Source organism: Megasphaera sueciensis (assembly GCF_050219315.1).
Classification (GTDB): Bacteria; Bacillota; Negativicutes; order Veillonellales; family Megasphaeraceae; genus Megasphaera_A; species Megasphaera_A sueciensis.
On sequence record NZ_CP116939.1, the window covers coordinates 1,028,399 to 1,051,985 of the forward strand.

Annotated in this window: 16 protein-coding genes and 3 rRNA genes; all 19 read right to left on the minus strand. The window is 46.6% G+C overall.

Annotated features, from left to right (window positions below):
• Positions 1 to 113: 113 nt before the first annotated feature.
• A complete protein-coding gene (gene proC, locus NXG62_RS04950; protein WP_427113852.1) occupies positions 114 to 914 on the minus strand; it encodes a pyrroline-5-carboxylate reductase in 801 nt (266 codons plus the stop codon).
• Positions 915 to 979: 65 nt separating this feature from the next.
• Entirely contained in the window at positions 980 to 1,864 is an 885-nt protein-coding gene (locus NXG62_RS04955) for a DMT family transporter (protein WP_427113853.1), read from the minus strand.
• A gap of 132 nt (positions 1,865 to 1,996) precedes the next feature.
• Entirely contained in the window at positions 1,997 to 3,517 is a 1,521-nt protein-coding gene (locus tag NXG62_RS04960) for an alanine/glycine:cation symporter family protein (RefSeq protein WP_427113854.1), read from the minus strand.
• An 86-nt stretch (positions 3,518 to 3,603) separates the two neighbouring features.
• Positions 3,604 to 4,857, minus strand: coding sequence for a pyridoxal phosphate-dependent aminotransferase (locus tag NXG62_RS04965; RefSeq protein ID WP_427113855.1), 1,254 nt, complete (start codon positions 4,855 to 4,857; stop codon positions 3,604 to 3,606).
• Positions 4,858 to 5,121: 264 nt separating this feature from the next.
• A complete protein-coding gene (tnpA, locus tag NXG62_RS04970; RefSeq protein WP_200809882.1) occupies positions 5,122 to 5,583 on the minus strand; it encodes an IS200/IS605 family transposase in 462 nt (153 codons plus the stop codon).
• Between the two features lie 172 nt (positions 5,584 to 5,755).
• Positions 5,756 to 5,872, minus strand: a 5S ribosomal RNA gene (gene rrf / locus NXG62_RS04975).
• A gap of 79 nt (positions 5,873 to 5,951) precedes the next feature.
• Positions 5,952 to 8,875, minus strand: a 23S ribosomal RNA gene (locus tag NXG62_RS04980).
• Between the two features lie 241 nt (positions 8,876 to 9,116).
• Positions 9,117 to 10,685: ribosomal RNA gene (locus tag NXG62_RS04985) — 16S ribosomal RNA — on the minus strand.
• The 16S, 23S and 5S rRNA genes sit together here, the layout of an rRNA operon.
• Before the next feature lie 404 nt (positions 10,686 to 11,089).
• Positions 11,090 to 12,919, minus strand: coding sequence for a glutamine--fructose-6-phosphate transaminase (isomerizing) (gene glmS, locus NXG62_RS04990; protein ID WP_427113856.1), 1,830 nt, complete (start codon positions 12,917 to 12,919; stop codon positions 11,090 to 11,092).
• 276 nt (positions 12,920 to 13,195) lie between these two features.
• A complete protein-coding gene (glmM, locus tag NXG62_RS04995) occupies positions 13,196 to 14,551 on the minus strand; it encodes a phosphoglucosamine mutase (protein ID WP_427113857.1) in 1,356 nt (451 codons plus the stop codon).
• On the minus strand, positions 14,552 to 16,156 hold the full coding sequence (locus NXG62_RS05000; protein ID WP_427113858.1) for an NAD(P)/FAD-dependent oxidoreductase: 1,605 nt from the start codon (positions 16,154 to 16,156) through the stop codon (positions 14,552 to 14,554).
• A 15-nt stretch (positions 16,157 to 16,171) separates the two neighbouring features.
• Entirely contained in the window at positions 16,172 to 17,092 is a 921-nt protein-coding gene (locus NXG62_RS05005) for a CdaR family protein (RefSeq protein WP_427113859.1), read from the minus strand.
• Positions 17,089 to 17,907, minus strand: coding sequence for a diadenylate cyclase CdaA (cdaA, locus tag NXG62_RS05010; RefSeq protein ID WP_427113860.1), 819 nt, complete (start codon positions 17,905 to 17,907; stop codon positions 17,089 to 17,091). Before cdaA ends, NXG62_RS05005 begins: the two co-directional genes overlap by 4 nt.
• 173 nt (positions 17,908 to 18,080) lie before the next feature.
• The gene (locus NXG62_RS05015) at positions 18,081 to 18,512 is read right to left on the minus strand and encodes an RrF2 family transcriptional regulator (protein ID WP_427113861.1); all 432 of its coding nucleotides are present in this window, start codon (positions 18,510 to 18,512) and stop codon (positions 18,081 to 18,083) included.
• A 108-nt stretch (positions 18,513 to 18,620) separates the two neighbouring features.
• Positions 18,621 to 19,619, minus strand: coding sequence for an inorganic phosphate transporter (locus tag NXG62_RS05020; protein WP_427113862.1), 999 nt, complete (start codon positions 19,617 to 19,619; stop codon positions 18,621 to 18,623).
• On the minus strand, positions 19,612 to 20,241 hold the full coding sequence (locus NXG62_RS05025; RefSeq protein WP_427113863.1) for a DUF47 domain-containing protein: 630 nt from the start codon (positions 20,239 to 20,241) through the stop codon (positions 19,612 to 19,614). Before NXG62_RS05025 ends, NXG62_RS05020 begins: the two co-directional genes overlap by 8 nt.
• Positions 20,242 to 20,454: 213 nt before the next feature.
• Entirely contained in the window at positions 20,455 to 21,216 is a 762-nt protein-coding gene (tpiA, locus tag NXG62_RS05030; protein WP_427113864.1) for a triose-phosphate isomerase, read from the minus strand.
• Between the two features lie 29 nt (positions 21,217 to 21,245).
• Positions 21,246 to 22,427, minus strand: coding sequence for a phosphoglycerate kinase (locus NXG62_RS05035; RefSeq protein WP_427113865.1), 1,182 nt, complete (start codon positions 22,425 to 22,427; stop codon positions 21,246 to 21,248).
• Positions 22,428 to 22,578: 151 nt separating this feature from the next.
• Positions 22,579 to 23,586 carry a type I glyceraldehyde-3-phosphate dehydrogenase gene (gene gap / locus NXG62_RS05040; protein WP_427113866.1) on the minus strand — a complete coding sequence of 336 codons (1,008 nt, stop codon included), beginning with the start codon at positions 23,584 to 23,586 and terminating at the stop codon, positions 22,579 to 22,581.
• Between the last annotated feature and the right edge of the window lies 1 nt (position 23,587).

A 23,587-nucleotide genomic window follows, 5' to 3' on the forward strand; every position in this document is an offset into this window, starting at 1 on the left:
CGTAACGTCTCCTTTTTGTGGGTAAATAGTCGATACTATGTTCTAATTTTATCATACTATTTACGATTAGGGAAACAAATCTGCTCCCATATGCCGAATTTCTCATTGTTGCATTACAGGGCTTTGTTTTTTTCTGTCGATGCCACAACTGCCGCTGCGGCTGCCGCCCGGAATCCTTTTTCTTCTAATACACGTACGGCTTCAATTGTTGTACCGCCCGGTGAACATACGTCATCCTTCAATTTTCCCGGATGTTCGCCTGTTTCCAATACCATCTTAGCAGCTCCTAAAACTGTCTGGGCCGCAAAGGTATATGCCATCTGCCGCGGCATACCTTCAAGAACGGCACCATCTGCCATCGCTTCAATGAACATATACACATACGCCGGACCGCTGCCGCTTAATCCGCAGACGGCATCAATCAATTGTTCTGCTACTAATGCTGCCTTGCCAAAGCTTTCAAAAACAGCTAACGCTGCTGCTTTTTCATCTTCTGTAACAGCATCATTCACAGCCAGTGCCGACATGCCTTCCCCGACTAAAGCCGGAGTATTAGGCATGACCCGGATGATTTTCGTTCCCTGCGGGAGCGGAGCCGCCAATCGGTCTATCGTTAAACCTGCCGCGATAGATATCACTACCGTATCAGCTTGTACCACATCATTGATTTCTGCCAGAACAGAGTCCATACTATTCGGCTTGACTGCCAAAATCACCGCTTCTGCCCGTTTGACAAGTGCAGCTGCAGAATCAACCACAGAAACGCCCAATTCCCGCTGTATAGCTTCTGCTTTCGCCTTATGGATATTATATATATAAATGTGTTCGGGCCCTATCAAACCGGATCCGACCAATCCCTGTATGATCGCTTTCCCCATATTCCCAGTACCGCATATACCTATTGATGTAAACATAATTTCATTCCTCCTCAACTACTACCTGATAAAGTAAAAATGCTGACGCCGTTTCATTACTATATTCACTCCGCCCTATTCCAATGATGGGTCGTTAAAAAAACACCTATAATAATAGCCGCCGCACCGACCAATTGAATCGGACCGATCTGGTCATTAAATAATGCAGCACCACTGACCATGCCCACGACAGGCATAATGTTCAAAAAGATAGCCGATATACTAGGTCCGGCCATTTTTACCCCTATATTATAGAAATATAAAGAAATAAGTCCGCCCAGAAACACCATATAAGCGAAAGATCCCAGTGCCACCGGTGATAGCGGTGTAACTTGCAACGTTCCAGAAACAATGCCATATAAGCACGTCATAAATCCGCCGATAAGGCCAAACCAGAACGTAGTCGCCGCTGCTGAAATATATTTCATAACTTTCAAACTGATAAAACAATAAACAGCCCAAGAAACCTGTGAAGCAAAACACAGTATATCGCCTATATTGAAATCTATCTGCCGTATCAATTCCATGGAACCGTTACTGACAATGGCGAGAACACCAGCAAAAGAAAAAAATATGCCAATCCATTTTATCACACTGAGCCGTTCCCGTATGAGAAAAACAGCCAACAGTGCCGTAACAGCCGGTGCCGTTGCCGATATAAGCGTACAATTGGTAACGGTAGTATACTGCAAGCCTGCGAATTGTAATACATTATTCACCAAAACCCCGAAAAACCCCATTAAAATCAGTCTACCCCAGATTGCCTTAGGCGGTAATATATTCTTCCCTTCCCGCAAATATACGATAAAAAATAAACAGAAGCTGATAAAAGCATACCGTACCACCGTTAAGGTAACCGGTGTCCATTCGGAAACCAGCCATTTTACGCATACAGGCTGAAATCCCCAAACAGCACTGGCAAAAGCCAGCATGAAATACGTTTTGAACATGTATATACCTTCCTTATATAAAATATCTATCTTCAGTATACGCTGCCATAAAAACATTTTCAAGAATCCAAAAAGTAATATCCCCTGCACACAGATGATTCATTGCGCCAAAAAAACCTAAGCTGACAACACTTATTTTTTATCCCAGTATTCACTGGAAATACCTACAATACTCGAATCAAATGTCGTCCCATCACTCTCTCTATAGTGTGTCGTCGCACGAAAAACATACTTGGCACCCATATATAAAAGAGGGATGTTAATATACACGATGGTAATATTTGCCAAATCAGAAAATGCCCAAAGATTTCCCAAATCATACCCAGCAATATTTACCATAATACCAAAAGCAGCGACAAAAATGCCAAAACTGCGAACCGTATTAATAAAAACAGTATTACGGCTGATGCGGTTGGCAGCAATTTCCGAATACGTAATCAAGCCGACCATGGTCGTATACGCAAATAGACAAAAACAAAAAGTAAGCAAAAACGTGACCAGCGCATTCCCAAAACCGGGTGCCAGTATATTGACAGACATAAGAAATTTTGGAAGTTTTCCGGCGGTCTCCCATACAGCCGCATTCTGTGTCCAAGCATGTGCCATAATAACGATGAATCCTGTCATCGTACAGATAATGTATGTATCCAGCAACACCCCCAGAGAAGCAATAAGCCCTTGTTCACAAGGATGTTTGGCATCTGCTGCGGCCGCTGCCATGGTAATGGTACCTTGGCCCGCTTCATTGGACATAAGGCCACGTTTTACCCCTTGTACCAGTGCCGTCCCAAAAAGGCCGCCGAAAATGGCTTCCGGCTTAAAAGCTCCGCCAAAGACTGCCGAAAAAAAATACGGAACACTGTCTACATTTGTAATAATAAGTGCAACAATGGTAACGACATAAACAACCGCCATGACAGGCACCATAGCATCTGTTGCTTTTGACACCCGTTTGATACCGCCAAAAGCCATAGTCGCACAAATCAACAACAAAACAACGGCAGTAACATAGTAAAAGGCAGAAACCGTTGGAATACTAGTACCCATAACAATTTCTCCCATAGCCCCAACCGAAGATACGACATTAAATGCCTGTGCCGGCAAACAAAACATAGCATACAAGATGTATACACAGGATAATGCAATACCAATCCACACTTTATTTCCCAGTAGGCGTCGGCCATAAAAAGGAAGACCTCCGACAAATTCATCATTTTTCTTCTCTTTAAATATCTGCGCTAACGTACTTTCCATATACGCCGTTGCCATTCCAAAAAAAGCGGATACCCACATCCAAAACAATGCTCCTGGACCACCTACCGAAATAGCGCCCGTCACACCGATAATATTTCCGGGACCGACGCGCATAGCGGAACTCAGAAAAAAAGCCGCCAGCGGAGAAATTCCCGTTTCAGCTGTACGACGCTGCACTAAAAGCTTGATACCCCGTTTAAATTCCGTAACCTGGATAAAGCCGAGGCGAATAGAAAAATAAATACCGGATCCTACCAAAACAATAATTGCCAAAGAAAAATTACCCAATACGGGAATCGCCTTGTACCAAGCAATATTAGTCGGAAAATCCCAGAAAAAATCGGATACGGCTGCAACAAAGGCAAGCACGCTATTAATACTATCAAATATGTCTTTCAAAAAAGTCCTTCCTTCCTCTGATGAACGTAAATGCCGGTACGGAAAACTTCTCCTGTACCGGCATCTTGGCAATTAGAAGATCAAGCCTACTGTTGTGCGCCTGCTTCTATAATAGCAGTCTTTATGAGCGCTGCAAGTCCTGTAATCTTTTTCTTGGAAACAGAGCATACGGCCAGCCGTATTCCTTTTTTCAACGGAACAAGGAATATATTCTGACGTTCCAGGATATCACAAACCGCTTTGGAATTCGTCATCGGTATCGTAATAAAAAATCCCGACAAATATGGCAAAATCTTCAAATCTGCAACCGCAGCTTCCGTCATAAAAATAGCAGCCCGTTCCTTCATGAGCTGGAAGTATTTAGCACGTTCCGCATCCAATTCCGCAATACGTTCCGGATTCTTGCAGATATTCACCATAGCTTTCATGGCAGCACTGTTGGAATTTGACCAAGTCGCCCGGCTGGTATATTGATTAACATCTACAAATTCCTTAGCCACATCGGCGTTGGAAGTAATCCCGATCATCGCACCAATACGCTGCCCATACATAGTAAACCCTTTACTCAATGTATAAGAAACGACGACAAGAAGGTTAGCCGGCAAATTGCCGAATTTTTTAAAAAACTTTCGGCATTCGTTCTTTTCACCGCTGTAATCCAAATAAGCTACATCAGAAACCAGAATAATATTTTTATCCTTATTTTTGATAATATCTTGTAAAAACGCAAGAACATGATCCCAGTCTTCTTCAGTAAGAGCAAAACCTGTCGGATTATTGGCCGGAGAATTCATAATAATAACGGTATTATATTGTTTGGATACCATATCCGTCACATGTTCTTTAAAACTAGCAAAGTTAAACTGATCTTTTCCATCTAACAATTCAAATTCGCGAAGCTTGCGGCCGTTATCGATACACATGCTGTTATAAGCGCCCCAATGCCAATCGCTGGTCAAAACATCGTCGCCCCATTCGGAATAATTATGAATCACATGATGCAAGACACCAGAACCGCCGGAAGTTGCACAAGCGCGGATATATCCATCCGGGCGAGATTCTCCGAAACACTGCTCAATAACAGCTTCCAAATAATCCGGATATCCTTGAATAGGCGCATAGGCAACAATCTCTTTGGGAATCAGTGCTTTATAGGATTTCTGAACAACATCCAGCATAACCAAATTGCCGTCTTCATCTAATAAAGAGCCAACGGTACCATTTGTAACCTTATCTACCCCTATCTTTTCTGCAAGTGCATTTGCTCTGTTATTAGCAGCAAAAATAGTATCTTCTGCGCACTTACCCTTAGCTTGTGGTGCTGCAACACTCATTGACATGAAAAATCATCCTCCCCTTCTTTATATACACTCATAATTATTGCACAAGAAGAAGAAATTTACAACAACAATCCCCCATGTATACAAAAGATTACGGATAACTATATCCCGATAGACAATACAATACGACAATCAAAACTACCTGTATAACAGGTAGTTTGCTCTGCGGCTAGAAGCCTTATTACCTGCCTAGGCCGCAAGGGCCTATGGAAAATCCACCAACCGCACTACACTTACCTGCTGCCCCTCTCCGAGGGGCGCTTCTTATTTATAGGGTTTCCCCGTGAATGGATCTACCAGTTCTTTCAGTGTCATTTGGTCACACACCATATCTTCCTGTAACTGTTCTCGGATATATTGTGCAATTACCTTCTGATTTCTTCCCACTGTATCAACGTAGTATCCTTTACACCAAAATTTTCTGTTTCCGTATCGATATTTTAATTGCCCATGTCTTTCAAAAATGATCAGAGAGCTTTTCCCTTTCAAATATCCCACAAACGCAGATACGGACAACTTAGGTGGAATACTCACTAACATATGTATATGATCCCTACACGCATTAGCTTCCAGTATTTCTACATCTTTCCGACTACATAATTCCCGTAAAATTTTTCCAATATCTTTTTTTAATTTCCCGTAAATCAATTGTCTACGGTACTTGGGTGCAAACACAAGATGATATTTACATCTCCATTTTGTATGTGCTAAACTTGAAGTGTCCATGGATAGCATTTTCCTCCTTTGCTCTAAGTACGGTTGGCGAACCTGTGCTTAGTATAGCAAAGGAGGTTTTGCTTTTTCTACGTATAGCTATAAGCTTTTAGAACCATACGCACAGCGTATGGTTTTCAATACGACAAAAAGACCAGCATACTGGTAAAGTATGCTGGCTTCCAATCAGCGGCTTCCTATCCTCCCAGGGCGCTTCCACCCAAGTACTTTCGGCGTTTGCGGGCTTAACTGCTGTGTTCGGCATGGGAACAGGTGGATCCCCGCAGCTGTCGCCACTGAATCGTTCAGGGTCATACCCTGACAACCACAAAGAAAAGTATCTGCGAACTAAAGGTCTTACATAGCGGATGTTTCGTGCTTAAGTCAAGTCCTCGGTCTATTAGTACCGGTCCGCTCCATACATCACTGTACTTCCACTCCCGGCCTATCAACCACATCGTCTCTGTGGGACCTTACTTACTTGCGTAATGAGAAACCTCATCTTTAGGCTGGTTTCACGCTTAGATGCTTTCAGCGTTTATCCGTCCCGGACGTAGCTACCCAGCTGCACACCTGGCGGTATGACTGGTACACCATTGGTCCGTCCACTCCGGTCCTCTCGTACTAGGAGCAGCCCCTTTCAAGTTTCTTCCGCCCGCGATGGATAGGGACCGAACTGTCTCACGACGTTCTGAACCCAGCTCGCGTACCACTTTAATGGGCGAACAGCCCAACCCTTGGGACCTACTTCAGCCCCAGGATGTGATGAGCCGACATCGAGGTGCCAAACCTCCCCGTCGATATGGACTCTTGGGAGAGATAAGCCTGTTATCCCCAGGGTAGCTTTTATCCGTTGAGCGATGGCCCTTCCACTCGGATGCCACCGGATCACTAAGCCCGACTTTCGTCCCTGCTCGACCTGTCCGTCTCGCAGTCAAGCTCCCTTCTGCCTTTGCACTCTGCGCGCGGTTTCCGTCCGCGCTGAGGGAACCTTTGGGCGCCTCTGTTACTCTTTTGGAGGCGACCGCCCCAGTCAAACTGCCCGCCTGAGACTGTCCGCAAGCTTGTTACGCTTTTCGTTAGAATTCCGGTAAAACAAGGGTGGTATCCCACCAGCGGCTCCGTGAATACTGGCGTACTCACTTCCCTGCCTCCCACCTATCCTGTACGTCTCTTACCAAAATTCAATCTCAGGTTACAGTAAAGCTCCATGGGGTCTTTCTGTCCAGTCGCGGGTAACCTGCATCTTCACAGGTACTTCAATTTCACCGGGTCCCTCGTTGAGACAGTGCCCAAATCGTTACACCTTTCGTGCGGGTCGGAACTTACCCGACAAGGAATTTCGCTACCTTAGGACCGTTATAGTTACGGCCGCCGTTTACTGGGGCTTCAATTCACTGCTTCGCTTGCGCTAACACTTCCTCTTAACCTTCCAGCACCGGGCAGGTGTCAGCATCTATACATCAGGTTTCCCTTTAGCAGACGCCTGTGTTTGTGGTAAACAGTCGCTTGGGCCTCTCTTCTGCCGCCCATTCCGGCTCCGCGCGCTTCTGCGCTTCACCTACTCTGGGCTATCCTTTTCCCGAAGTTACGGATATATTTTGCCGAGTTCCTTAACGAGGGTTTTCCCGCGCACCTTAGAATTCTCTTCCTGCCTACCTGTGTCGGTTTACGGTACGGGCACCACAGTCCTCACTAGAAGTTTTTCTTGACAATTTAGGTCCGGCCCCTTCGCTTCTGTCTCCAGAAGCTCCCCATCGCTTCTCGGCCTTCCGGATGAGGGATTTGCCTCTCATCCAACCTACCAGCTTGGACATGCTCTTCCAATCGCATGCGCGCTTTCCTTCTTGTGTCGCTCCTTCGCTCGAACAGACTGTCGTGGTACAGGAATCTCAACCTGTTGTCCATCTCCTACGCTTCTCCGCCTCGGATTAGGCCCCGACTTACCCTGGGTCGACGATCGTTGCCCAGGAAACCTTAGGCTTTCGGTGGAAAGGATTCTCACCTTTCTTTTCGATACTCATACCGGCATTCTCTCTTCCTGCCGGTCCACCTGTCCTTCCGGTCAGGCTTCTTCCCTGCAGGAACGCTCCCCTACCCATGTGTCCTCAGACACATGCCAAAGCTTCGGTTCCGTACTTTAGCCCCGGTCATCTTCGGCGCAGAGTCTCTCGACCAGTGAGCTATTACGCACTCTTTTAATGGTGGCTGCTTCTGAGCCAACATCCTGGTTGTTTTCGAAATTCCACATCCTTCGCCACTTAGTACGGCATTGGGGACCTTAGCTGTTGGTCTGGGCTGTTTCCCTTTTGACTACGGGCCTTATTACTCGCAGTCTGACTCCCATGTATAAGTACAGCCATTCGTAGTTTGATTAGGTTCAGTATCCGGATAGGACCCTACCCCGTTCAGTGCTCTACCGCCTGTACTCTCGCCATGAGGCTAGCCCTAAAGCTATTTCGGGGAGAACCAGCTATCTCCACGTTCGATTGGCATTTCACCCCTACCCACATCTCATCCAAAAGCTTTTCAACGCTCACTGGTTCGGTCCTCCACACATTTTTACCTGTGCTTCAACCTGGACATGGGTAGATCACTGTGGTTTCGGGTCTACTCCATCCAACTTGTCGCCCTGTTCAGACTCGCTTTCGCTGCGGCTCCACGTTTCCCGCTTAACCTCGCTGGATGAAGTAACTCGCCGGTTCATTCTTCAATAGGCACGCCGTCGAGCTGATATATATACGCTCTCCGACTGCTTGTAGACATACGGTTTCAGGTTCTCTTTCACTCCCCTCCCGGGGTGCTTTTCACCTTTCCCTCACGGTACTATGCGCTATCGGTTCATGTCAGTGTTTCGCCTTGGAGGGTGGTCCCCCCTGCTTCCCACAAGGTTTCTCGTGTCTCGTGGTACTCTGGATCCTACCCCGCGCGCGCCGTTTCGCCTACCGGGCTTTCACCGTCTCTGGCCCAGCTTCCCAGCTGGTTCGGCTCGCCTTGCGCGCTTGTTGGTAGTCCGCAACCCCGGGTCGGTTGCCCGTCCCGGTTTGGGCTCTGCCCCGTTCGCTCGCCGCTACTTGGGGTATCTCTGTTGATTCCTTTTCCTCCGGCTACTTAGATGTTTCAGTTCACCGGGTGCCCTCTCTCACTTGCGTGGAGTGGCAGCACTCCTGCTGCCGGGTTTCCCCATTCGGAAATCTGCGGCTCTCTGGTTACTTGCACCTCCCCGCAGCTTATCGCAGCTTATCGCGTCCTTCTTCGGCTGACATGGCCTAGGCATCCGCCGTACGCCCTTACTTACTTGACTTTCTCTTGGTACGTTCGTACCCACCTACTATGTTTGAGTTTCTTCGGTTCGTTAAGTTTGACTCTCTTTATTTAAAGAGGTTTTACTTATTCAATACTTTTCTATGCAGTTGTCAAGGTACGCGTGAGATACCATACAAAAATGGCCTCTCAAAACTAAACAATGTAACGTACATGTACCAAAGTGCCGACCTAAAGATGACTGCAGGCACCCCGTCGGGGTCCTGCCCATGTCTCCCTAGAAAGGAGGTGATCCAGCCGCACCTTCCGATACGGCTACCTTGTTACGACTTCACCCCAATCATCGCCCCCACCTTCGACGGCTGGCTCCTTGCGGTTACCTTACCGGCTTCGGGTGTGAATGACTTTCGTGGTGTGACGGGCGGTGTGTACAAGGCCCGGGAACGTATTCACCGCAGTATGCTGACCTGCGATTACTAGCGATTCCTGCTTCATGCAGGCGGGTTGCAGCCTGCAATCCGAACTGGGACTCTGTTTTTGGGGTTTGCTCCGGATCGCTCCTTCGCGTCCCTCTATTGAGAGCCATTGTAGTACGTGTGTAGCCCAAGCCATAAGGGGCATGATGACTTGACGTCATCCCCGCCTTCCTCCGCATTGTCTGCGGCAGTCTCTCCTGAGTCCCCACCCTTACGTGCTGGTAACAGAAGATAGGGGTTGCGCTCGTTGCGGGACTTAACCCAACATCTCACGACACGAGCTGACGACAGCCGTGCACCACCTGTTTTCTTGTCCTCCGAAGAGGAAAAAGGCATCTCTGCCTCGTTCAATCAATGTCAAGGCTTGGTAAGGTTCTTCGCGTTGCGTCGAATTAAACCACATACTCCACCGCTTGTGCGGGCCCCCGTCAATTCCTTTGAGTTTCAGCCTTGCGGCCGTACTCCCCAGGCGGGATACTTATTGCGTTAACTCCGGCACAGAAGGGGTCGATACCTCCTACACCTAGTACCCATCGTTTACGGCCAGGACTACCGGGGTATCTAATCCCGTTTGCTCCCCTGGCTTTCGCGCCTCAGCGTCAGTTGTCGTCCAGAAAGCCGCTTTCGCCACTGGTATTCCTCCTAATATCTACGCATTTCACCGCTACACTAGGAATTCTGCTTTCCTCTCCGACACTCCAGCCTGCCAGTTTCCGTCCCATCACGGGGTTGAGCCCCGCACTTTTAAGACAGACTTGACCGGCCGCCTGCGCGCCCTTTACGCCCAATAATTCCGGACAACGCTTGCCACCTACGTATTACCGCGGCTGCTGGCACGTAGTTAGCCGTGGCTTTCTCTTACGGTACCGTCACTATCTATGGGTATTGGCCATAGATACGTTCGTCCCATATAACAGAGCTTTACGACCCGAAGGCCGTCTTCACTCACGCGGCGTTGCTCCGTCAGGCTTTCGCCCATTGCGGAAGATTCCCCACTGCTGCCTCCCGTAGGAGTCTGGACCGTGTCTCAGTTCCAATGTGGCCGTTCGTCCTCTCAGACCGGCTACTGATCGTCGCCTTGGTGGGCCGTTACCCCTCCAACCAGCTAATCAGACGCAAACCCCTCCTCCGGCGATAGCTTATATATAGAGGCCATCCTTTCATCATCCGGCCATGCGGCCGTTTGATCGTATTCGGTATTAGCAGCCGTTTCCAGCTGTTGTCCCCATCCTGAGGGCAGGTTGTTTACGCGTTACTCACCCGTTTGCCACTCGGTCTTTTAAGAAGCAAGCTTCTTGAAAGACCTCGTTCGACTTGCATGTGTTAAGCACGCCGCCAGCGTTCGTCCTGAGCCAGGATCAAACTCTCCATGATATATGAAGAGCCATTCGGCTCCTTCTTGCTATTGTTTTTGGTTCGTTTTCTTACTCGTTTTGACGTCTTGTTTCCAAGACCTCGCACTCTGGCGTTTGTTTGTTCGTTACATTGTTCAGTTTTCAAAGGTCATTGCCGCTCCGCGGCGACTTAGTTAGTTTACCATTATCACAGGTTCCTGTCAAGCATTAATCCGAAAAAACTTTTTTTCAAATTCCATTAAAATATATTACTTATATCTTAATAGTTGCTCACGTCTTCCCTGATGGTTTGTTTATTATATCATACAAGCAACATTTAGACAATAGAAAAAAACAGAAAGTTATATGATTTTATAAAAACCCACCGTGATAAACGTATATCTTTTATCACGGTGGGTTTCGTTCTATCAAAGTGCCGGCCTTTTATTCCACAGTAACGCTCTTCGCCAGATTACGCGGCTTATCTACATCATTGCCGCGAACAACAGCAGTATAATACGCCAACAGCTGCAGCGGTATTACCGTCATAATAGGAACGACGAAATGAGAGGTTTTAGGTATGGTAATAACAGCATCCACACATTTTGCCACTTCCGTATCGTGTTCTTGGACGACACCTACTACAAAGGCATCCCGGGCTTTTACTTCCTTGATGTTGCTGATCATTTTTTCTTCTACATTCGTCTGGGTAGCCAAAGCAATAACAGGTACCCCCGATATGATCAAGGCCAGCGTACCGTGCTTCAACTCACCGCCGGCATATGCTTCTGCATGAATATAAGAAATTTCCTTGAGTTTCAGTGCCCCTTCCATCGCCAAGGCATAATCCAGAGAACGGCCGATAAAGAAAACATCTTCTTTTTCTTTAAATTGGTTCGCATAGGCATGGATATCGTCCACATGGTCAAAAATCTGCTGGCACTGATCCGGTACATTCATCAAATCGCTCAAAATATGTCCTTCCAATTCGGAATCCAATTCTCCGTTCAGCTGCCCCATATACAAAGACAGCAGCAGCAGTGCTACCAATTGCGTGGTATATGCCTTCGTTGAGGCAACGGCAATTTCCGGTCCGGCCCACGTATATACAACTTGATCTGCTTCGCGGGAAATAGAAGATCCCAAGACATTAGTAACAGCCAGCGAACGAGCTCCGCGGCGCTTAGCTTCCTTCAAAGCCGCCAGCGTATCAATGGTTTCACCGGACTGGCTGATGACGATGCATAACGTTTTATGATCCGTCAAGGGGTCTCTGTATCTATATTCCGAAGCAATATCCACTTCCACAGGAATCTTGGCGATTTTTTCAATAAAATACTTTGCCAGCAATCCGGCATGATACGCCGTACCACAGGCGGTAATCAAAATTTTGTCGATGGATTTAACATCCTCCGGCGTCCATTTCAATTTGTCAAATACGACATGCGTGCCGTCATTGGCGATACGGCAGCTCATGGTATCGCGAATCGCTTTCGGCTGTTCATAGATTTCCTTCAGCATGAAATGTTCAAATCCGCCTTTTTCTGCCGCTTCGGCATCCCAGTTCACTTCGAAAATCTTTTTGGAAATAGGAATTCCTTCATAATCAGTAACCCAGATTTTGTCCTTCTGAACAATAGCCATTTCCTCATCATTTAATATATACGTACGGCGCGTATAGCTTAAAATAGCCGGGATGTCAGAAGCAATATAATTCTCTCCGTTTCCAAGACCGATAATGAGCGGATTATCACGTTTGCTGCAGATAATCTTATCCGGTTCAAAGCGGCACAGGAACACCAGCGAAAAGGATCCACGCAGACGCAGCAATACGTGACGTACCGTGCTGGCAAAATCACCATCGTACATATCGGCACACAAGTGCGCAACTACTTCCGTATCGGTTTCTGACTTAAAGTGATACCCTTTGCCGATCAGTTCTTCCTTTAATTCCAGATAGTTTTCGATAATGCCGTTATGGACAACAGCAAAGTCACCTTTTTCATCAGTATGCGGATGGGAATTTATATCGGACGGACCCCCGTGCGTAGCCCAGCGCGTATGTCCGATCCCCACAGTTCCTACATTCGGATGTTTCTCTACTATCTTTTGCAGATTGACCAACCGGCCAACCTTCTTCTGTACGGTGATCTTGCCATCATGATACACGGCAATTCCGGCAGAATCATACCCTCGATATTCCAATTTTGCCAAGCCATCCATCAAAAATTCCGTTGCCTGACGATCACCAATATACCCTACGATACCACACATATGTTTAGACCTCCTAGCCTATTCTGCTTCTTATGATGAGTTTGTCTACCGCGTTACCGCTGTGTTTTCCCAACATATGACGACCGAAGCTGCCGAGAGACATCCGCTGAAAATTCGATACTTCTCTACCTCGTCTACCCGGAAATACCTCTCCGGGTACTAGCGCTATCCATTTTACGAACGGATTTCCAAACGCCTGTAAAAAAAACAGGATGGAATCATAACGTGATTCCATCCATACATTTTAATATAATCGGGTCCATTGGTCAATACCCTCTATTTTGCAGGTCCCATCTCATGTTCTACCACAGTGGAAATATCATCCACAATGCGTTCCAATTGCTGCTGGTCGGGACCTTCCGCCATAACGCGGATCAACGGCTCCGTACCGGAAGGCCGAACAAGGATACGACCGTCTTCTCCCAGTTCATCTTCACCGGCAGCAATAGCTGCCATAATCAGGTTGTTTTCTTCCCATCCCGATTTGGTCTGAACACGGATATTTTTCAAAATCTGCGGATATTTGACCATCATATCCGATAACTCAGATAACGGCTTGTGTTTATTCTTCATAATAGTAAGCAGCTGCACGGCAGTCAGCAAGCCATCTCCCGTCGTATTATAATCAGAAAAAATAATATGCCCCGATTGTTCCCCGCCGAGACAATATCCATTTTTACGCATATTTTCCAATACATACCGATCTCCCACGGCCGTGATTTCACTGCGGCAGCCAATCTGCTGCAAGGCTTTATGAAAGCCGATATTGCTCATAACCGTGCCGACAACCGTATCATATTTCAAATGCCCGTCTTCTTTCAATTTGAGCGCACAAAGTAACATAATTTGATCGCCGTCCATCTCACGTCCCTTTTCATCGACAGCCAGACACCGATCGGCATCGCCGTCATTAGCGATCCCCAAATCGGCCCCATGCTCCAGAACAGCCTGCTTTAAGCTTTCCAAATGAGTCGAGCCGCATTGATCATTAATATTGATGCCATTGGGTTCATGATGAATAGCGATTACTTCAGCCCCCAGACGCCGGAAAATTTCCGGTCCCAATACGGAGGCCGATCCGTTAGCTCCGTCATGAACAAGTTTAAGGCCTGTCAAATCCACATTTGTTGTACTCAGCACAAAATTCATATATTCCTCCTGCAAGTTATGCCAATCGGAAATAGTCCCGATAGCTTCCCCTGTAGGACGGCTATGCAGGCCGCATTGTTCATCCTTGAGCATGTATTCTTCCAATTGATCTTCCTTTGCATCGGGCAGTTTAAAACCATATTTGTCAAAGAATTTAATGCCATTATATTCAAACGGATTATGTGAAGCTGAAATCATAATTCCCGCATCCAAATGATGGATGCGTGTCAAATAAGCGATTGCCGGAGTAGGAATAACGCCTACCATATAACAATTTCCGCCAACAGACGCAATACCGGCTGCTAAAATAGAGGCCAGCATCGTACCGGATCGACGTGTATCCCGTCCGATAAGAAAGGTCGGATGTTCCTTATCCCGACCGAAAATATAAGCGGCAGCCCGGCCTAAATGATATGCCAACTCCGGTGTCAATGTATCATTTGCAATGCCTCGTACTCCATCAGTTCCAAACAATCTTGCCATTTAAATTCCCTCCAAAAGTTTGTATTTGTTGATGATTTCTATTGCCGTTTCCATTCCATCAATAGATGCACTCATAATACCCCCTGCATACCCGGCTCCTTCACCGACGGGATATAATCCCGGCACTCCGAAAGCCACACGGTCTTCCCCCCGCAAAATCCGGACAGGAGCACTCGTTCTGCTTTCCACTCCGGTCATGACTACCCCGCTGTGATCAAATCCGTGTATATGCCGTCCGAAATACGGCAGCGCCTGTTCCAGCGTCGCACTGACAAAATCAGGCAGTACGGTATGCAAATCTACCCAGGCAACACCGGGTTTATAGGAATACACCAGCGGGTCGGCCTGTACACCAGGACGTTTCAGAAAATCTCCTACCGTTTGCGCCGGTGCACAGTAATTACGTCCCCCGGCTTCAAAGGCTAATCGTTCATAATGCCGCTGGAATTCAATGGCTGCCAACGGTCCGGTACCGCCTATATCCTCTGTCGATACGTTGACGACCAAAGCACTGTTGGCAATGCCGCTGTCGCGGTGATACAGACTCATGCCGTTGGTAACGACCATGCCTTCTTCTGATGCCGCTGCTACGACGACACCGCCGGGACACATGCAGAAAGAATAGGCTGACCGGCCATTCTTTCCATGGTATACCAATGCATAATCCGCCGCATCCAATCCCAGTTCCGCTGCCGGACACCCGTACTGCGACTGATCGACCATCTCCTGCGGATGCTCGATCCGCACCCCCATAGCAAAAGGTTTTCTCTCCATTGCGATTCCCTTATCGTACAACATATGATATGTATCACGGGCACTGTGGCCGATTCCTAACACAACAATAGCTGTCGGAATTTCCTTTGAATCGTTGACGGTTACCGAGCGTACGGTCCCTGCCGCATCCCGGTTAACAGCGGTTACACATTGATTAAAATAAACATTGCCGCCCATCTTTTCAATAGCATGGCGCATATTTTTCACAACATCCCGCAATATATCCGTTCCTACATGGGGATTGTAGGCATACATGATTTCTTCCGGTGCACCAGCTTCTACAAATTTTTTTAAAATCATCGGTATGAGCGGATGATTGACACGCGTCGTAAGTTTTCCATCGGAAAACGTCCCGGCTCCGCCTTCCCCGAATTGAACATTGGACGCAGCCCGGAACCTCCCTGTCTTCCAGAATTCTTCGACATGTCCGGTCCGTGTATCCACATCACAACCTCGTTCCAATACGATAGGCCGGTACCCATATTGGGCAAGCAGAAACGCCGCCGCCATGCCCGCAGGCCCGGTTCCCACAACAACGGGACGTTTAGGTAGCGCCAGCGTCCCCGGCACGATAGAAACCGGATGAGGTTCCGTTATCCGGCGGACATCCTTATCCCCTTGGCAGCGGGCATACACTTCTTTTTCATTTTTCAAACGTACATCGACGGTAAACACAAAATAAATTCTCGGTTTACGGCGGGCATCAATAGAACGACGCACAATACAGATATCTGCAATATCCTGCCAATTGCAATGGAGTTTATACGAAATCAATTTCTCCAAGGTCTTTTCCATCGGCACTTTTGTCCGGATATTTAAAATACGTAACACAACTATCTCTCCTTTTTACTGATCCGGCTCAACTTCAACACGTATTTGTACCGTATCTGGATTCATAACGACACCATCCAATGGCGGAATCGCCACTTTCCATTCTCTATTTTTTTCCAAACCGTCGACACTGATAGGCATCAAATTAATTCGATCAATATTCTTGACTGCGTTGGCATTGCCGCGAATTTCTATTTCATTCGGCGTAATGACCACTTGTTTCATATGAACCTTAGGCGACAGCGCTCCATAGGTAATGAGATTGACAGGAACCTTCTTCGCTACAGCATTATGCGTAAGAGTGACCTTCACATTGCTTTGCCACGGCGTAATTTCAAGACCTTCCACCGGATTCCCATCTTTCTGCAGCAAATGGATAGGAGCCATCAAGGAGAAATCCTTTACTTTTCCATCTACAGGAATATCGATCGCAACTTGATCGATTTTATTGATTAATCGACGTGCACCACTAACAATAACCTTTTCCGGAACTAACTTCAAGTTTTCCACGGAAATATTTTCTTCCAAACTGCCGACTAAATGCGGCGTGATCTGAAATTCCTGCACGGCGTACACATCGATATACAGGTTCGCCGCAGTCATGCTCTGTTTCTTGAGCTCCGTACCCGCAGGCAGCTCTAAATGAATCGGCACGGTTGTTTCTCCCTCTTCCGCCTTGCTCAGATCAATATATGCCTTGATATCCGAAGCACCTATATTAATGATCGTATTGCGAGGACCCGATAAGCGGACATACACCGTCTTGGGTGCATTTGTCGCAATATATTTAGAATCCAGATTTTCTATAACAATCGGAACGGTATAACTTCCTTCACTCGTGGGGTTCTGCTGATAAATAACTACAAACCAAAGTACAATAGCCAAAAGCAGGCAAATAATCTTTAACTGCCAATTTTTACCTAATGTTTTCATCATTTTGAAGGCCTCCATTTAAAGATATTTGCCAATCCTTTGGAAGGCCTATTTAAAAATGTCATCAGCACATTACGCAAGGCCGTACTATCCAGATGTCGATAAATATGACCGCCGTACGTATACGAAACAGATCCCGTTTCCTCACTGACAACAACAACAACAGCATCCGCCAATTCACTGATGCCGATGGCCGCCCGATGGCGCGTTCCCAGCTCTGTTGCCAAAGAACGGTCTGAAGTTAACGGCAATAAACAGCCCGCTGCCATGATCTTATTTTCACGTATGATAACCGCACCATCGTGAAGAGGAGTATTGGGAATAAAAATGTTCCCCAATAATTCCCGTGAAATCCTACCATCAATGGCGATCCCTGTATCGATATAATCATTAAGCCCTACCTCTCTTTCAAAAACAATAAGGGCTCCGACTTTTTCCTTTGATAAATTATCTACGACCGCTACCACTTCATCCAAAAGCCGTTCCACTTCCTCTATGCTAATGACCTGTCCGGAACGCAGAAAACGGCCGCGGCCGATTTGTTCCAGCGCACGCCGCAGCTCCGGCTGAAACACTACCGGAAGAGCCACCAGAATAATCGTCATCCCCTGCTGCAGCATCCAGTTAATAACGTGCAGATCGAGGATCCTGCTGATAACCGTAACCACGCCCAGAACCAAAAGTCCTTTTACTAAGGCAACAGCCCGGGTATTGCGGATCAGCATGAATAATTTGTAAAGTACAAAAGCAACCAGTATGATATCTAATATATCAAGCAGTCTAAAGCTGCTGATAAATCCTTGCATCGGAATAAACATATGCTCTCTCCATATATAAAAAAAATACACTATTCGCAAAAAATGACCTTATCACCATATGTAGTCTTATTTTACTATATATTTTACATAATGGCAAAAATATGACAAAAATAAACGTGGCATACATAAATATATACCACGTCCGCTGCAAAAATGTATTTTAAATCATATAGTTATTTATTGGCATGAAATGTTCTTTCCTGTTCTGCCAACCCTTCAAAATTAATAGCCTTCAGCCGTTCCGCCAATTGATGCTGGATGTCTGAAAAAGCTCCGTAAATAGCACACATGCCGCCGCATTCGCGTGTGCAGGAACTCATGTCATGCAGGCAGCGCTGTAACTCCGTCTGTCCTTCTACCGCTTCTATAATATCAAACAACGTAATTTCTGATGGATGACGCTGCAAAGCAAACCCGCCATCCACACCGCGGTAGGATTTCATAATGCCTGCCGCCGTAAGGCTCCGCATGATTTTTAACAAAAAGCGTTCGGGAATATGTTGATTCTCAGCCAGTGCCGCACCGGTCATTTTCGTTCCTTCCGGCATCGAAGCCAGATACAATACCATTCGAAATGCATAATCCGTAGCTTGATTCAATTTCATGTGATGACACCTCCTATGTCGCCATTATACAATAATTAACCGAAAAAGTATAGTTTAATACATTAAAAAACTGCATAAGCATCTCTCCTTATGCAGTAAAAGCGACCATTACAAGCCAAACAGCACTTTCATAATAGAATAAATAATAGCGGAAATAAGAGCACTGGTCGGAATCGTAATGACCCATGCCAAAAGCATGCTGCGGGCAACACCCCAATGAACGGCGCGAACACGTTCTGCCGAACCGATTCCCATAATAGAACCGGATACGACATGGGTAGTAGAAACTGGCAGATGCAAAAACGTAGCGGTAAAAATAACAAGAGAAGAATTCAAATCGGCGGCAAAGCCATTGATCGATTCCATCTTAAAAATCTTCGTTCCCATCGTGGAAATAATACGCCAGCCACCGGCCGATGTACCTAACGCCATAGACGTAGCGCACGCCATTTTGACCCAAATCGGTATTTCCAAGGTATCTATATATCCTCCGCTCAACAGCGCCATCGCGATGATCCCCATAGCCTTCTGCGCATCATTAGACCCATGAGAAAACGCCATCAAGCTGGCCGAAACAAGCTGCATCTTGCGAAATTGGTGATTCAGTGTAATAGGTGAAAAATTACGAAATATCCATAACAGTCCGATCATAACAAAGTAACCGGTTCCTAACGCAACGATCGGAGAAAGTATCAGTGCCAGCACAATTTTTCCAATACCGTAATACGATAAAGCCTGCGGTCCCACACTAACTGAAACCGCACCGATAACACCGCCGACCAAAGAGTGGGACGAACTGCTGGGAATGCGGTAATACCACGTAGCTAGATTCCAAATAATCGCACCGATCAAGGCCGCGACAATAACTTCCAAACTAATACCGGCAGGATTCACCACGAGATCGCCGCCTATGGTTTTTGCGACCCCCGTGCTGATCATTGCCCCTGCAAAATTAAGCGTAGCTGCCATCAAAACAGCATGGCTCGGTGAAATAGCACGGGTCGAGACACTCGTGGCAATGGCGTTCGCCGTATCATGAAAGCCATTTATATAATCAAAGAGGACAGCAAATAAAACAACCGTCCATATGACCCAATGCTCAGGCATACTTTAACACAACCCGTCTGAACGTAATGACTAAATCCTCGCAATCATCAATGACATCCTCCACAGACTGAAGAATTTCCTTCCATTTGATGATTTCAATGGGATCCTTGCAATCCGTAAACAACTTCGCCATTTCCGAGTGATATAAATCATCACCTTCTTGTTCCAATGCAAGAATCTTATTACTGCGAGCTTCGACTTTCAAATAATCCTTTTTCAGATTTTTCATATACGCTATATTTTTCCGGGTTTCCTTAATGGATTTAGCGGCAATAGATGCCAGCTGCTTGGCTCCCTCTGTTGCTTCCCCGACTTGGTATATGCACATCTTATCCATAATTTCCTTAATGGCGTCAATGGCATGATCCAGCTGATCAATAAGCTGCTGAATATCTTCGCGGTCCATGGGTGTAATAAACGTTTTCTGCAGCCGTTTCATTGTCTCCATGACCAGCTCATTGGCCTTACCTTCTAATACAGAAATTTGTCCCAACGCTTCGTTCTTTTCAATATCGCCGTCCATAGCCTGCTTCAATAAATTGGCAGCCTCATAACAAAACTGGGCATGCTGCTCCAATAACGAAAAAAACTTTTCTTCCTTAGGCTTCAATCGGAATGCCATAATAATCAATTCTCCTTATAGATGTAAGAACAGAGCATATAACGATACATGTTCTTTACAATAAATTATAGCATAGGAAAATTTATTAATCTACACATAACACGCATCTACCTTAAATATATTAACAACTTTAAAATGCAAAATTTGCATACAGCCATGCAAAAAACCGGCATCAAGAGTAATTCCCCCCCCTGATGCCGATCTCACAATAGATTATTTTACTACTGCATGGTCAATAATATCCATGAAGTCATCGGCCTGCAGACTGGCGCCGCCAACCAATGCACCGTCAATATCCGCACACTGCGTCAGCACTGCTATATTGCCGCCTTTGACACTGCCGCCGTAAAGAATAGAGATTCTATCCGCCAGAGCCGAATTATACAACGTGCCTACCATCCGGCGGATAATAGCACACACTTCCTGCGCCTGTTCATGCGTAGCCGTCCTGCCGGTGCCAATAGCCCAAATCGGTTCATACGCAATGACGACCTTTGTCATATCTTCCGCCGCAATATCGGCAAAAGCATGCCGGATCTGTCCTTCGATCCATGCTTTCATTTCGCCCCGTTCTCGTTGTTCCAGCGACTCTCCGCAGCAGACGATAGGAGTAAGTTTGTGAGAAAGGGCGGCCTTTACCTTCAAATTTACCGTTTCATCTGTTTCATTAAAATATTCACGGCGTTCTGAATGGCCGATAATAACATGGGTAACACCAATGTCGATCAGCATAGCCGGTGAAACCTCACCGGTATACGCCCCCGTATCCTTCCAATGCATGTTCTGGGCGGAAATGGTTACAGAACTCCCGGCCGTAATCTGCACCGCGGATGCCAAATACGGGAATACCGGAGCTACCACGACCTCCATACCGTCTTTTGCCGTGACCCGCTCCACCAGTGATTTCAAGACAGCAGCCCCTTCCTCTCCGGTATGATTCATTTTCCAGTTACCTGCAATAATTGTTTTTCTCATGGACTTAACTCCTTCTCTTCATTGCTATATTATTTATCGGATAAAGCTTCAATTCCCGGAAGCTTTTTACCTTCCAAATATTCCAGCGAAGCACCGCCGCCGGTAGAAATATGGCTTATCTTATCAGAAAGTCCGGTCTTATTGACAGCCGCAACAGAGTCACCGCCTCCGACAATGGAAACCGCCTGCGAATCAGCCACGGCCTTGGCAACCGCTTCCGTACCTCCGGCAAACGATTCCATTTCAAATACCCCCATAGGCCCATTCCAAACAATAAGTTTCATAGAAGCCAAGACCTTGGCAAAGGCCTGCCGGCTTTGACTGCCGATATCCAAAATCATCCAGTCCGCAGGAACCGCTTCGATGGGAACTTCTTTTTTATCTGCATCATTAGAAAACGCAGAAGCCACGACGACATCCGTCGGCAGCATCAGTTGCTTTCCCTGTGTTTTAGCTTGTTCAATCAGACTCTTAGCCAATTCGATTTTATCCGTTTCCACCAAGGATTTTCCGATCGAATACCCCATTGCCGCGATAAACGTATTGGCCATGCCGCCGCCAATGATCATGGCATCGACCTTTGGCAGCAGGTTGGAAATAACTTCAATTTTGTCGGATACCTTGGCGCCGCCGATAATAGCAGCAAACGGATGGGCCGGATGGCTCACGGCGCCGCCGATAAAACGGATTTCTTTTTCCAGCAGAAAACCTGCCGCCATAGGCAAATAAGCCGTAATGCCGGCAACCGAAGCATGGGCGCGATGAGACACGCCGAAGGCATCGTTGATGCCGATTTCAGCCAATCCCGCCAATTGGCGGGAAAATCGGGGATCATTTTTTTCTTCTTCTTTATGAAAACGAAGATTTTCCAGCAACAGTACCTGTCCCGGCTGCAAGGCTTCCGCCATAGCCTGCACATCTGCACCGATGCAATCCGGCGCCATCTGCACGGGTATGCCAAGCAGTTCGCCGAGTCTGTCGGCAACCGGCCGCAGCGAATAAGCAGGTACAGTCTGCCCTTTAGGACGTCCTAAATGACTGGCCAATATCACTTTTGCATGATGTTCCAGCAGATAGCGGATCGTCGGCAATGTCGCCCGGATTCGTGTATCATCCGTAATAGTACCTGCCCCATCCAAAGGCACGTTAAAATCAGCCCGTACAAATACCCGCTTATTATCTACTGTTATATCAGTTATATTCTTTTTCATACTATCATCCTCCTTTATATGACACTCGGCACGACATGTCATTATATTACATAGAGTTCTTCATACTATACGTAGTATATAACGAATGCGCGATGGAGTATACCCCCAGTCGCGCATTACGTCCCACTTTTATATATTACGTAACGTAATGTTAAAGCCCCTTGCGGTCAAGAAATGTAACAAGATCGATGACTCTGCGGGCGTAACCCCATTCATTATCATACCAAGCTAAAATTTTCACCATGCCGCCTTCCATTGCAATATTCAACGGCAAATCAATAGTCGTCGTATTTTCATTTCCTCGGAAATCGACGGAGACAAGTTCATCCTCCGTCCAGTCAATGATGCCTTTAAAAGGACCTGCCGCCGCTTCTTTAAACGTATGGTTCAATTCAGCTGTCGTAACCTCCGTTTTTAATTCCAAGACGATATCCACGATAGAAACATCGGGAGTCGGTACACGAACAGCATAGCAGCTCATCTTGCCGGCATATTCCGGAAGCACTTTGGTAATCGCTTGTGCCGCTCCTGTCGTGGTAGGAATAATAGAAACCGCCGCTGCCCGGGCACGCCGCAGATCCTTATGCGAGACATCAAGTATCTTTTGATCGTTCGTATACGAATGAATAGAAGTAGTCATGCCTCGTGCAACGCCGTAGGTGTCGTTCATGAGTTTTAAAATGGCAGCCAACACGCAGGTCGTGCAGGAAGCCCCGGAAATAACATCATGCTTAGCCGGATCATAGGCATTATCATTGACTCCCAAAACGATTGTCAAATCATCATGTATGGCGGGTGCGGTGATCAGGACCTTTTTTACCGAACCGCCCAATTCCACGCGAGCTTTATCGGCATCAACATATTTGCCCGAAGCTTCTACGACAATATCAGCGCCCAAGGCATCCCAATCGACACGGGTAACATCTTTTTCACAAAAATAAGGATATTTTTTACCATCGACGATGATATGTGCATCGTCATAGCTTACTTCGGCATTCATTCTCCCGTAAATACTGTCATATTTCAATAAATGAGCCATATTCTTTGCACTTGTAATATCATTAATTCCTACGATCTCGATTTCATCTTTATACCGCATGGCAATTTTAAACGCAGATCTGCCAATACGCCCAAAGCCATTAATCCCGATTTTTACCATT